This is a genomic window from Dickeya dadantii NCPPB 898, assembly GCF_000406145.1.
In the GTDB taxonomy this organism is placed as follows: domain Bacteria; phylum Pseudomonadota; class Gammaproteobacteria; order Enterobacterales; family Enterobacteriaceae; genus Dickeya; species Dickeya dadantii.
The window spans coordinates 1-13,085 of sequence record NZ_CM001976.1 but is presented as its reverse complement, the minus strand read 5'-3'; the positions used below and the strand labels follow the sequence as shown (position 1 = coordinate 13,085).

General features: G+C 54.5%; 11 protein-coding genes. 4 read left to right on the top strand and 7 right to left on the bottom strand.

The window, feature by feature from the left end:
- Positions 1-551: 551 nt before the first annotated feature.
- The 7 genes from rbsR to kup all read right to left on the bottom strand — a co-directional run bounded on the left by rbsR (position 552) and on the right by kup (position 8,658).
- Entirely contained in the window at positions 552-1,556 is a 1,005-nt protein-coding gene (rbsR, locus tag DDA898_RS00490; protein ID WP_167401385.1) for a ribose operon transcriptional repressor RbsR, read from the bottom strand.
- Between the two features lie 3 nt (positions 1,557-1,559).
- Positions 1,560-2,486 carry a ribokinase gene (rbsK, locus tag DDA898_RS00485; RefSeq protein ID WP_038909850.1) on the bottom strand — a complete coding sequence of 309 codons (927 nt, stop codon included), beginning with the start codon at positions 2,484-2,486 and terminating at the stop codon, positions 1,560-1,562.
- A gap of 85 nt (positions 2,487-2,571) precedes the next feature.
- The gene (gene rbsB, locus DDA898_RS00480; RefSeq protein ID WP_013315721.1) at positions 2,572-3,459 is read right to left on the bottom strand and encodes a ribose ABC transporter substrate-binding protein RbsB; all 888 of its coding nucleotides are present in this window, start codon (positions 3,457-3,459) and stop codon (positions 2,572-2,574) included.
- A gap of 26 nt (positions 3,460-3,485) precedes the next feature.
- The gene (rbsC, locus tag DDA898_RS00475) at positions 3,486-4,454 is read right to left on the bottom strand and encodes a ribose ABC transporter permease (RefSeq protein WP_013315720.1); all 969 of its coding nucleotides are present in this window, start codon (positions 4,452-4,454) and stop codon (positions 3,486-3,488) included.
- Between the two features lie 7 nt (positions 4,455-4,461).
- Complete coding sequence (gene rbsA, locus DDA898_RS00470; protein ID WP_038909847.1) at positions 4,462-5,967, bottom strand: ribose ABC transporter ATP-binding protein RbsA; 1,506 nt, start codon at positions 5,965-5,967, stop codon at positions 4,462-4,464.
- 7 nt (positions 5,968-5,974) lie between these two features.
- Positions 5,975-6,394, bottom strand: a complete 420-nt coding sequence (rbsD, locus tag DDA898_RS00465) for a D-ribose pyranase (protein ID WP_038909846.1) — start codon at positions 6,392-6,394, stop codon at positions 5,975-5,977.
- A 395-nt stretch (positions 6,395-6,789) separates the two neighbouring features.
- Positions 6,790-8,658, bottom strand: a complete 1,869-nt coding sequence (gene kup, locus DDA898_RS00460; RefSeq protein ID WP_038909845.1) for a low affinity potassium transporter Kup — start codon at positions 8,656-8,658, stop codon at positions 6,790-6,792.
- A 275-nt stretch (positions 8,659-8,933) separates the two neighbouring features.
- Between kup and ravA the strand changes: the two genes are divergently transcribed.
- The 4 genes from ravA to mioC all read left to right on the top strand — a co-directional run bounded on the left by ravA (position 8,934) and on the right by mioC (position 13,057).
- Positions 8,934-10,430: an ATPase RavA gene (ravA, locus tag DDA898_RS00455; protein WP_038909844.1), complete on the top strand. Its 1,497-nt coding sequence runs from the start codon at positions 8,934-8,936 to the stop codon at positions 10,428-10,430.
- Between the two features lie 5 nt (positions 10,431-10,435).
- Positions 10,436-11,911, top strand: coding sequence for an ATPase RavA stimulator ViaA (viaA, locus tag DDA898_RS00450; protein ID WP_038909843.1), 1,476 nt, complete (start codon positions 10,436-10,438; stop codon positions 11,909-11,911).
- Positions 11,912-12,057: 146 nt separating this feature from the next.
- Positions 12,058-12,522 carry a transcriptional regulator AsnC gene (gene asnC, locus DDA898_RS00445; RefSeq protein ID WP_013315714.1) on the top strand — a complete coding sequence of 155 codons (465 nt, stop codon included), beginning with the start codon at positions 12,058-12,060 and terminating at the stop codon, positions 12,520-12,522.
- Positions 12,523-12,613: 91 nt separating this feature from the next.
- Positions 12,614-13,057 (top strand): FMN-binding protein MioC, encoded by a 444-nt coding sequence (mioC, locus tag DDA898_RS00440; RefSeq protein ID WP_038909842.1) that lies wholly within the window; start codon positions 12,614-12,616, stop codon positions 13,055-13,057.
- Positions 13,058-13,085 lie beyond the last annotated feature (28 nt).

The following is a 13,085-nucleotide window of genomic DNA, read 5'->3' as shown; positions in this document are numbered from 1 at the left end:
CGTCCGCCGCTCGCCGGCGGGAACGGCAACGCTTCCCCCGCCTCGCCGCTCGACTTGCATGTGTTAGGCCTGCCGCCAGCGTTCAATCTGAGCCATGATCAAACTCTTCAATTTAAAGTTTGATGCTGCTTCCGAAGAAGCGGTGCTCAAAGAATTTACTGTTAGTTCGTATGAATTAACTGTTGTCACTCTTCAAGACTTTCACATAATTTTTTAGTGAAGTGTCCTGCGAGTGCCCACACAGATTGTCTGATTGATTGTTAAAGAGCGGTGCGACCGGCTTACAGCCTGCTGTCGCGAGGTGGCGTATACTACGCTTTCCTCCTGCAGAGTCAACGACTTTTTTCTCGTTTTCCCCGCCTGACACCGCGCTGCGTTTCCGCTGTTGCCGTGTCAGTGGAGGCGCATTATAGGGAGTTCTTCTGGCCTGACAAGCGATAAATGCAAAAAAATCATCAACTGGATGGTTTTCAGGCAAAACGGGCAGGAATACATCAACATGCTGCTTTTCAGCGCTATAAAACGTCGGAATTAAGGAAAACAATCAGCCACTAACTTCTTTTTCCGACCGAATCCCGAACGATTAGCTCCGGCGTCAACACCAGTACATTGTGTTCCGTATCCGGATGTTCCAGTCGGTGAAGCAGCGTATCAATCGCCAGTTCGCCCAGTTCATCTTTAGGTTGATGAATCGTCGTCAACGGCGGAGACAGGTAGCGCGCCAGTTCGATATCGTCATAACCCACAACGGCCATATCGTCCGGAATAGATAACCCAGCGTCGTGCAAAGCACGGTAGACGCCCACCGCCATAGCATCATTACTGGTAAAGACGGCGTCGGGCCGCTCCGGCAATGCCAGCAATTGTTGCATGGCGCGAAAGCCGGTTTCGAATTCGAAATCCCCGACCACCTCATAACCGGGAAGGATCGGCAAGCCCGCCTGGTGCATCGCTTTACGATAACCTTCCAGGCGATTATGTGCGGTGGTCTTATCCTGCGGGCCAGCAATACAGGCGATGTTGCGATATCCCTGAGAAATCAGGTAATGGGTGGCCATTTCGCCGCCTTGCAGCGAGTTGTCTTTGATAACATCGCTGCTGCCTTCAAAAGGCGCCCAATCCATCATCACGACAGGAATAGAAGGATAACGGCGAATAATATCGGGTGAAGGCATATGGCTTTCAGTACACATCAGCAACAGCCCATCCACCCGTTTCTGCAGTAATGTCTCCAGACTGCGGCTCAGGCGGTGGTGGTCGCCTTCCGTATTGCACAGAATTAGGCTGTAACCCCGTTCGTAGCAACAACGCTCCACGCCGCGCACGACTTCGGCATAGAACGGGTTGCTACTGGCGGTCAGCAGCATGCCAATGGTACGTGTCTGATTAATTTTGAGGCTACGCGCCAGCGCTGACGGCGCGTAATTCAATTCTTCAACCGCTTTCATCACCCGGTCGCGAATGGCGTCGCTGACATAGCGGTTATTGTTGATAACATGAGAAACCGTTGATGTGGATACCCCGGCCAGACGGGCCACGTCTTTCATCGTTGCCAAGGATTACTCCTGTGCATTCAGGAAAGCATCAATCTCTTCACGCCAGGGAACCGAAGGCTGAGCACCATGACGAGTAACCGCGATAGCCGCCGCCGCATGAGCGAATTTAACCGCGGCCTCCATCGGGCATGACTCCAGCAGAGCCGTCACCAGCGCGCCGTTGAACGTATCGCCGGCAGCGATGGTATCGACCGCTTTTACGCGAAAACCGGGAATACGTTGCCCTTTACCCTGTTCGCTTAGCCAGACGCCGCGACTCCCCAGTGTAATCAATACGGTCGCAATGCCTTTATCATGCAGCACCTGTGCGGCACGTTGCGCGTCGTCTTCCGTTTCAACCGCGACGCCGGTCAGGATTTGCGCTTCGGTTTCATTCGGCGTGATCATGTCCACCAGCGACAGCAATTCATCAGGCAACGAGCAGGCCGGCGCCGGATTGAGGATCACTTTGGTGCCATGGTCATGCGCCAGACGAGCGGCGGCGGTCACCGTTTCCAGCGGCGATTCCAACTGCATCAATAGCGCGGAGGCATCAATAATTTTCTGCTGATAGCGATTCAGGTAATCAGGCGTTACCGCCGCGTTGGCACCCGCATGAATGCCGATCATGTTTTCGGCTTCGCCGTTGACGAAAATCAGCGCCACCCCGGTAGTCTGGCCGGAAATCGCCTCAACGGCGGAGACATCGATTCGGTCTTTAATCAGTTGCTGGCGAATACGCTCGCCGATATCGTCCGCCCCGACACAGGCGATAAATTCGATATCAGCGCCACTGCGCCCGGCAGCCACCGCCTGGTTGGCGCCTTTGCCGCCAAATGCCACACCATACTGTTTACCGATCACCGTTTCGCCCGGACGGGGAAACTGCGCCAGATTCAAAATATGGTCCGCATTGATGCTTCCCAAGACTACCAGCTTGCCTGATTTCATTACCATGAACCCCGAGGTTGATTACGCGCCGCCTGTCAGGGGCGGCGCTGTACTACACGTGCGGTATTACGCTTTGATGATGTTATTATTTGGTAACCAGTTTCAGGTCGACAGGGATGATCGGCTGTACTTTTTCGCCTTTCAGTACCTTGTCAGCGGTTTCCACGCCGATGATGCCGATCTGCTCAGGACGCTGCGCCACGGTAGCCGCCAGTTTGCCGCCTTCTACGGCTTTCACGCCGTCGGCGGTGCCGTCAAAACCGACTACCAGTACATCGTCACGACCGGCAGTCTGCAAGGCACGCAGGGCACCCAGCGCCATTTCGTCGTTCTGGGCGAACACGGCTTTAACGTCCGGGTGGGCGGTCAGCAGGTTCTGCATGACGTTCAGACCTTTGGTGCGATCAAAGTCGGCAGGCTGGCTCGCCAGCATGGCAAATTTGTTTTTCTCGGCGGATTTCATGAAGCCGGCGCCGCGTTCACGGGCGGCAGACGTTCCCGCCAGGCCTTCCAGTTGAATAACCTTGGCGCCTTCACCCAGTTTTTTGGCGATGAAATCGCCGGCGACTTTACCGCCGAAGGCATTGTCGGAAGCCACGTGGCTCACCACTTCGCCGCTGGCGGCAACACGGTCCAGCGTAATGACCGGGATTTTGGCCTGGTTAGCCAGCTTCACCGCATTACCTACCGCGTTGGAGTCGGTCGGGTTGATCAGCAACAGCTTGGTGCCGCGAACGGTCAGATCCTGCACGTTGGAAAGTTCTTTAGCCGGGTTATTCTGAGAATCCAGAATCACCAGATTGTAGCCAAGTTTGTCGGCCTCTTTCTGCGCGCCATCTTTCAGAGACACGAAGAACGGGTTATTGAGCGTGGAAACAACAAGAGCAATGGTATCCTTCGCCAGCGCATTGGTACTGACGGCGGCACTCAGCGCGACAGCGGAAACCAGAGTAGCAATCTTCTTCAAATTCATATTTCAATTCCTGTGTGAATGAAAAGTTATTTACTGCCTTTGTTATCTACCAAAACCGCCAGCAAAATAACCACCGCCTTGACGATCATCTGGTAGTAAGAAGAAACCCCTAACAGGTTAAGTCCGTTATTCAGGAACCCCAGAATCAGAGCGCCGATTAACGTTCCCACCACGCGTCCTTTACCACCCGACAAACTTGTGCCACCCAGCACCACCGCCGCAATGGCATCCAGTTCATAACCCGTCCCTGCCGTTGGTTGCGCCGATGACAAGCGAGCTACTTCGATAATGCCCGCCAGCGCCGACAGCAAACCACACAACGCATAAACCACCACTTTCACTCTATCAACGCTGATCCCGGAAAGGCGGGTTGCCGCTTCATTTCCGCCCAGCGCATAGATATAGCGGCCGATGCGGGTATGGTGCAGCATGTACCAGGTTGCCAGGAATACCACCGCCATAATCCAGATTGGCGTGGGTATGCCCAGAGGACGTCCGATGCCGAACCAGCCTAACGCATCCGCGGAATCGGAAAAACCGGTATTGATCGGGCTGCCGTTGGTGTAAACCATGGTCACGCCGCGCAGCAGCAGCATCATCACCAGCGTGGCGATAAAGGCCTGCACCCGCCCCTTGGCAATCACGATGCCGGTGCCGGCGCCGATGACCGCGCCGAGCGCCAGCGCAGCGAATACCGCCACCAGCGCATTGATCTCAAGCCCGACGATGGAAGCCGCCACCGCACCGGTCAGCGCCAGCAACGACCCTACGGACAAATCAATGCCGGACGTGAGGATCACCAGCGTCATCCCCACCGCCATGATGGCGTTCACCGAGGTCTGCTGCAGGATGTTGAACAGGTTGTTCAGGGTAAAAAAGTTGGGGCTCATTGAAGACACCACAGCGATCAAAATCAGCAGGGCGATCAATGATTTTTGCTCCATCAGCCACTCTTTGCTGAGCCAGCGCTTTGCTGTGATAGTTTGGGAACTCATGTCTGACTTACTCCTGCTTTACGCCGTATTGCTTACCAACGGCCGCAGCCATCAGCGTTTCCTGTGTCGCCTGTTCAATCGGGAACTCGCCGCTCAGGCGCCCTTCGTGCATCACGATAATGCGATCGCTCATCCCAAGCACTTCGGGCATTTCCGACGACACCAAAATGATGCTTAATCCTTCCTGCTTGAACTGGTTGATTAACTGATAGATTTCTTTTTTTGCCCCCACATCCACACCGCGGGTCGGCTCATCCAGAATCAGCACTTTGGGGCGCGTCATCAGGCCGCGGGCGATCGCCACTTTCTGCTGATTACCACCAGACAGCAGCCCAATCGGCTGGGACATGGACGGCGTACGAATATTAAACATGCGGATGAAATCGCTCACCGCCTGCTGTTCATCGCCGTGCCGCAGCGACCCCGCGGCATTGCTGAAATAGCGCAGCGCGGTCAGGGACATGTTTTCCTTCACCGACATGCCGAGCACCAGCCCGTCGTGCTTGCGGTCTTCGGAAATATAGACGATGCCGCTGGCAAGCCCGTCCTGCGGACTGCGCGTCACCACATCTTTGCCGTCCAGATGGACTTTGCCGTGGGTACGCGGCAGCGCGCCGTAAAGCACTTTCATCAATTCGGTACGGCCGGCGCCCATTAACCCGGCGACGCCAAGAATCTCGCCCTTGCGCAGCGTGAAGCTCACGTTTTCCACACCCGGCCCGGACAATTCGCTGACCTGCAAACGCACCTCGCCGGGTGCCTGATTCAGGCGGGGATACTGATCTTCCAGCTTACGACCCACCATCATTTCAATCAGCGAATCTTCCTGCAATTCACTCACCGGGCGTTCGCCGATGAACTGGCCGTCGCGAAAGACCGTCACGTCATCACAGATTTCAAAGATTTCTTTCAGTCGATGGGAGATATAGACGATGCCGCAGCCCTGAGACTGCAGTTCTTTAATCACGCTGAACAGCGACGCGGTTTCGGTATCGGTCAACGCATCGGTGGGTTCATCCATAATGATGACCCGGGATTCAAAGCTGAGCACCTTGGCGATTTCGACCATCTGCTGGTCGCCAATCGACAATTCGCCCACCAGACGGCGGCTGTCATAACGCAGATTCAACCGCTTGAGCAGTTTGTCCGCCTCGGCGTACATCTGTTTCCAGTCGATACGCCCCAGACGGTTGGTAAATTCGCGGCCAAGGAAAATATTTTCGGCAATGGTCAGTTGAGGAATCAGGTTCAGTTCCTGATGGATAATGCCGATTCCTGCTTCCTGAGAGGCTTTGGGGCCGCTGAAATCCACGTCCTTACCCAGAAAATGGATACTGCCGGCATCTTTGCGATAAATCCCCGTCAGAACCTTCATCATGGTGGATTTGCCGGCGCCGTTTTCGCCCACTAACGCCATCACCTTACCCGGATAGACATTCAACGCCGCGCCGGAAAGCGCCTTAACGCCGGGAAAGGTTTTGGTGATGCCTTGCAATTGCAGTAAAGGTTGCATCGGTACCTCAGAAGGTGACGCCGGCACAAAGGATCACATTCGCATAGGGAGAGCATTCCCCAGTGCGAATAATGGCCCGGCTTTGACCACTTTGCTTTTTGAAATCCTCGTGGCTGACGTAATGCAGTGAAATAGTATTTCCCTGGTGTTGTTCAAGTTGTGCTAACTGTTTCAATAATGCGTCATGGAGTTGCGTATTCTTCTCGATGATTTCCTGCGCCAGAATCGCGGCTTCAACCTGCATTTCCGTCGTCACCACATTCAGCACCTGCAAAAAGCCGGGCACATTGTGGGTCAAGGCCAAATCGATACGGGTTGTGGTCTCCGGAATCGGCAAACCGGCATCAGCAATGACAATCTGGTCGGTATGTCCCAACCGGGAAATCACCGATGAAATATCGGAATTAAGTAACGCACCTTTTTTCATTTTTATTTACCCTGATAGCGAAACGTTTCGCTTGTATGACAAGTGTAGAAAAAGAACCGGAGAAGGCAACGATTATCTTATGAAAATGTGATCGTTATCGAAACGTTTCGTTGGCGTAATAAAAGGGAGATTTTAAGTTATTAAAACCAATAAAAATGCCCAGCCGGAAGCCACTGCAGAACCGCAACCCGCCTGATAAGACAGGGCTATTGCCGGATTTTCCGTATCTGTTTCACACCCGTTGAACCGAGCTGAAACCTTTGTTCAGTTCGCCTTTCAGCGCCACCCGGAAAAAGGGCAACAGAGACGGATACAGAGGAGGATACTCGGTAACGAGCGGCGAAAACGGGTGAGTGTTTACAACATATCACCCGCTTTCGCCGTGAAATCAGGCGTTAGATTTCCACCTGAATGCCGAGTTCGATCAGGCGGTTTGGTGGGATTTCAAACTGATCCGCCGCCCGCAGCGCATTGCGGCTCAGCATCATGAACAGTTTGCCGCGAACACGCAGATACCAGGGTCGATTGCCCATCATCAGTGATTCGTTCGACAGGAAGAATGTGGTTTCCATCATCTGACAGGTCAAGCCATCCTGCCAGCAACGGTGAAAAACCTCTTCCACATTAGGAGTTTCACGCCAGCCATAACTGGCGACGACGCGCCAGAAGGTTGGAGAAAGCTGTTCCACCGAAACACGCCGGGCATTGTGCACATAAGGCGCGTCTTCCGTTCTCATGGTCAGCAGCACCACGCGTTCATGCAATACCTTGTTGTGCTTAAGATTGTGCAGCAGCGCAAACGGAATCACGTGGGTGGCGCGTGAAAGATAGACCGCGGTACCGGTCACCCGCACCGGCGGGTTCTTTTCCAGCGAAGTAATCATCGCGTCCAGCGAATTGCCATGCTCGTGGATACGGCGCAGCAGCCGGAAGCGTTCGCTTTTCCAGGTGGTCATGATGGTAAACATCACCATCCCCAGCGCCAGCGGCAACCAGCCGCCGGAAATAATCTTCACCACGTTGGCCAGAAACATCGGCAGGTCGATGGCTAGCAGCGCCACCAGCAACAACCAGACCAGATGGCGATACCAGTGCCAGTTTTTCACCGCCACCGTACAGGACAGAATACTGGTCAGCACCATGGTGCCGGTCACCGCAATACCGTAGGCGGCGGCCAGATTGCTGGAATGTTCAAAGCTGACAATAACGATTACCACCGCCACGTACAGCAGCCAGTTGATAAACGGAATATAAATCTGCCCGGATTCCATATCCGAAGTATGCACGATGCGCATCGGCGGCAAATACCCCAGGCGCACCGCCTGTCGGGTCAGCGAAAACACCCCGGAAATCACCGCCTGAGAGGCGATGATGGTCGCCAGCGTCGCCAGCACCAGCAGCGGAATCAGCGCCCAGTCAGGTGCCAGGAGGAAGAACGGGTTTTTGATGGCCTCGGGATTTTTCAGCAACAACGCCCCCTGACCAAAGTAGTTAAGCACCAGCGACGGCAATACCGCGGAAAACCAGGCGATGCGAATGGGCAGCTTGCCAAAGTGCCCCATGTCGGCGTACAGCGCTTCCACCCCGGTGATAGCCAGCACCACCGCCCCCAGCGCAAAGAAGGATACCGCTTTGTACTGAATAAAGAAGTTGATGGCCCATTTGGGATTCAGCGCCTGCAGCACCTCGGGATTGGCGATGATACTGCGCACGCCCAGCACCCCGAGCGACAGAAACCACACCGTCATGATCGGCGCAAACAGGCTACCCACCCGGCCGGTACCGTGTTTCTGAATCATGAACAGCAGCGTCAGCACCACAATCGAGATCGGGACAATGTAGGTATCCAGCGACGGCGCGACGATATCCAGCCCTTCAATCGCCGACATCACCGAAATCGCTGGGGTGATCACCACCTCGCCATAGAAAAAGCTGCCGCCGATCAACCCCATGATCACTACCATGGCGGTCACTTTATCGGACGTATTGCGCCCGGCCAGCGACATCAGCGTCAGAATGCCGCCTTCGCCGGCGTTATCGGCGCGCATGACATAGCTCAGATACTTAAGGGATACCACCAGCACCAGCAGCCAGAATATCAGGGAGAGAAAGCCAAAGACGGAATCGGGTTCAACCCCAAAGCCAAACTGTCCGGAAAGACATTCCCTGAGCGTATAAAGCGGGCTGGTGCCAATGTCGCCATACACCACCCCGATGGCAGCCAGCGTGATCGCCGGAAGTGAACGTTTATGTTCTGAATTCATAAACCCTGTCTTCTGTTATCAATTCATTAACAAATCGGGCCTTATTCTGGTTGGACTAGCCCGAAAACGCACAGTATGCACAAATCACGTTAAAAGCCCATTTTTTAATACTACCTTGGTTCTGATTCGGTACCGGCGCCTTGGTTGATTAACACCGGTAATGGTGACAATAATTAATGTATGGCTAATGAAGAAAACGTAATCTTCCCAACGTTTTTGCATAACTCGTATTTTCACGCTTCCCGACGGCGATTCACAGCAATGACGGATCTATTATGATACAACCCACAGCGCTGGCCGACCGTATCTCTCGCCTGAGCCATGCTCTCGAACACGGTCTTTACGAACGGCAACACGCCATCCGACTCTGCCTGCTGGCGGCGCTTAGCGGTGAAAGCGTCTTCCTGCTGGGGCCGCCGGGTATCGCCAAAAGCCTGATTGCCCGCCGCCTGAAATACGCCTTCCGACACGCCCGCGCCTTCGAATACCTGATGACGCGCTTTTCAACGCCGGAAGAAGTATTCGGTCCGCTATCCATTCAGGCGCTGAAAGACGAAGGGCGTTACCAGCGCCTGACCACCGGCTACCTGCCGGAAGCGGAAATTGTCTTTCTGGATGAAATCTGGAAAGCCGGCCCCGCCATCCTCAACACCCTGCTGACCGCCATCAACGAGCGGCGTTTTCGCAACGGCAACAGTGAAGAACCGATCCCGATGCGGCTGCTGGTCACCGCGTCCAACGAACTGCCGGAAGCCGACAGCAGTCTGGAAGCCTTGTACGACCGTATGCTGATCCGCATCTGGCTGGACCGGGTACAGGACAAACACAATTTTCGCGCCATGCTTACCGCCTCGCCCGGCGAACAGGACAACCTGGTCAGCCCGGCGTTGAGCGTCAGCGACGAAGAGTACCAACAGTGGCAGTCTCATATCGATCATATACCGTTGCCGGAAAATTGCTTCGAACTGATTTATCAGTTGCGCCAGCGTCTGGACTCTCAGGACGGTTCGCCATACGTTTCCGATCGCCGCTGGAAAAAAGCCATCCGCCTGTTGCAGGCCTGCGCCTTCTTCAGCGGGCGGGAAACCATTACCCCGGTTGACCTAATCCTGCTCAAGGATTGCCTGTGGCATGACCTAGGCACCCACGACCTGGTGGAACAGCAATTACAGCAGTTGATGAGCGAGCAGGCCTATCAGCAGCGAGCACTGCTGTACCGGTTGCAACAGTTAAATGTGAAACGCCAGCAATACCAACAGCAGCAGAGCGAGCAACAGGCTTTCAGGGTTGAACGTCAGGCCAACTTTTTCGGCCGCAAACCGCATCACACGCTGCCGGAAAGTCTGACGTCCACCGAACTGACGCTGATGCTGCAAAAACCGCTGCTGCTCAACGACTACACCGTAACCCACGTAGTACTCGACCGGGAAGCGCTGGCGGGATGGCTGCAGAAAGGCGGCGAAATACGCGGCAAGCTCAACGGCGTCGGTTTTAGCCAGCGTCTGGATATGGAAGTGGATGAGCGCCAGCATCTGATCATCCGCGATATCAGTTTGCAAAGCACCGTATTGTCTTTGCCGGGCGTGATCAAAGGTGAACTGCCGGAAGAGATGCTTCAGGAATATGAAACGCTGAAAATTCAGTTACGTGAGCAACGTCGATTGTTTGAACGTCATCAGCCTTGCCTGTTTGTGCCCAAAGAATGGCTTGCCAGGATTGAAGAAAGCCTGCAGCAGGTCGATGAACAAATAGAGCAGTCACAACGGGAGTAACGATCATGCTGACGCTGGAATCCCTGGAGATGCTGTTGTCCATCGATGAAAACGATCTGTTGGATGACGTGATTATCACCCTGATGGCAACGCCTCAGTTGATGATGTTCTTCGACAAATACCCGCGTCTGAAAGCCGCCGTCATGCGTGATTTGCCGGAGTGGAAAGAAAACCTCCGGCAACGGTTGCGCAATACCCAAGCGCCGCCCGAACTGGAAAAAGAGTTCACCTGCTATCAGCAGACCCAGTTGATCAGCGATCACACCTTTCAGTCCAACCTGCCGGACATCATGTCCACCTTACATAATGTGGATTCCCCCTTCCTGAATCAGGCTGAAAAGCTGGTTCATTCCGCGTCGCATTCGTCGGAATCGCGCATTAGCAGCAGCCAGCACGGCCTGTTTATGCAGCGCTGGCGCCTTAGCCTGACGCTGCAAACCCTGAATCTGCATCAGCAAATCATGGAGCAGGAGCGGGATCAGTTGCTGGACGAGATCCAAAAACGCCTGACCATCAGCGGCGCGCTTGAACCCATTCTGGCTGACAACGATACCGCCGCCGGGAGACTGTGGGATCTCAGCGCCAGCAAACGGATGAAGCAGCCATTCAATGCGTTACTGGAAGTTGGCGCCTTTTTGCGGCAACAGCCGGAACTGCAGCGTCTGGCGGAGCGTCTCGGTCGTAGCCGGGAGACTAAATCGGTTCTCAGCCAGGATGCCCCCAAAGAAGCCTTTCAGGTCATGGTGCGCGAACCGGCTTTTGCGCCGGAGCAGGTCAGCGGCATCCACCAGAGCGACGATATTCTGCGCTTGCTGCCCACCGAGCTTTCCACCCTTGGCATCAGTGAGTTGGAATTTGAGTTTTACCGCCGTCTGTCGGAGCACCGGTTATTGACCTACCGGCTGCAAGGGGAGAGCTGGCGGGAAAAGACGCTGGAGCGGCCGGTCGTCCATCAGCATAACGAGCAGCAGCCACGCGGGCCGTTTATCGTTTGTGTGGATACTTCCGGCTCGATGGGCGGGTTTAACGAACGCTGCGCCAAAGCCTTTTGTCTGGCGCTGATGCGGATCGCGCTGGCGGACAACCGCCGCTGTTACATCATGCTGTTTTCCACCGGCATCGTCAGCTACGACCTGACGTCGGAAAGCGGGCTGGAAGAAGCGATCCGCTTTCTCAGTCAGACCTTCCGGGGCGGCACTGACCTGAATAGTTGCCTGTCGGCACTGCTGGAAAAAATGGACAGCCAGTCCTGGCAGGATGCCGATGCCGTCATTATTTCGGACTTTATCGCCCAGCGTCTGCCGGACGAACTGGTCAATGAAGTCAAACGCCGTCAGCATCGGCTGCAGCATCGTTTTCATGCGGTCGCCATGTCAGCGCACGGCAAGCCCGGCATTCTGCGCATCTTCGATCATATCTGGCGCTTCGACACCGGCTTGAAAAGCCGCCTGCTGCGCCGCTTTCAGCACGAAAAAGTCTGATAACTCAAACCTTCTGCTCTTCTGACTACTGTTCTTCTTATATAGAGCTTTACTAGCGCTTTCCTGAACACCCCACCGGTTTGGACATTGATTCATTCGGCAATAATCAGTAAAACGCTTCAGACAGTCCTTCACGGAGCACCACCATGGCAGCAGACACCTACACAATGGACGAACTTGATCGCGGCATCCTCAACGCGCTGATGGAGAACGCCCGCACACCTTACGCCGAACTGGCCAAACAGTTCTCCGTCAGCCCCGGCACCATCCATGTACGGGTAGAAAAGATGAAGCAGGCCGGCATCATCGTGGGAACCCGTCTGGACGTGAACCCTAAACAGCTGGGGTACGACGTCTGTTGCTTTATCGGCATCATCCTGAAAAGCGCCAAGGACTATCCGTCCGCGGTGGAAAAGCTCAGTAATCTGGAAGAAGTGGTGGAGGCGTACTACACCACCGGGCATTACAGCATCTTCATTAAGGTGATGTGCCGTTCCATTGATGCGCTGCAACATGTACTTATCAACAAGATTCAGACAATTGATGAAATTCAGTCCACTGAAACCCTGATCTCCCTGCAAAACCCGATTATGCGTACCATTGTGCCTTAAGGCCTTTTTACTATCCCCCTATTATCCACAGGTAGATCCCACCAAGATCACAGCGTACAATGTGCCGTCATTCAATCAGGCGGGATCGCGTATGGCAGACATTACCCTCATCAGCGGCAGCACCCTTGGCAGCGCCGAGTACGTTACCGAGCACCTGGAATCACTGCTGCAACAAAACAATTTAACGACCACGCTGCTGCACGGTCCGGAACTGGATGAGGTCACGCCTGAAAACCTGTGGCTGGTAGTAACATCCACCCACGGCGCAGGCGACCTGCCGGACAACCTGCAACCGTTTTATGACGACCTGCAAACGAAACGGCCTGATTTGTCCGCGGTTCGCTATGGCGCTATTGGGATCGGCAGCAGTGAGTACGACACCTTCTGCGGTGCGATCGTCAAAGTGGATCAATTACTGCAGGATCTGGGCGCCCGTCGGATCGGCGATATGCTGAAGATCGACATTACCCAACACGACATTCCGGAAGATCCCGCAGAAGCCTGGCTGGGATCATGGGTAAATTTACTCAAATAAATTTATTTTTTCGATCGGAATCTGTGGA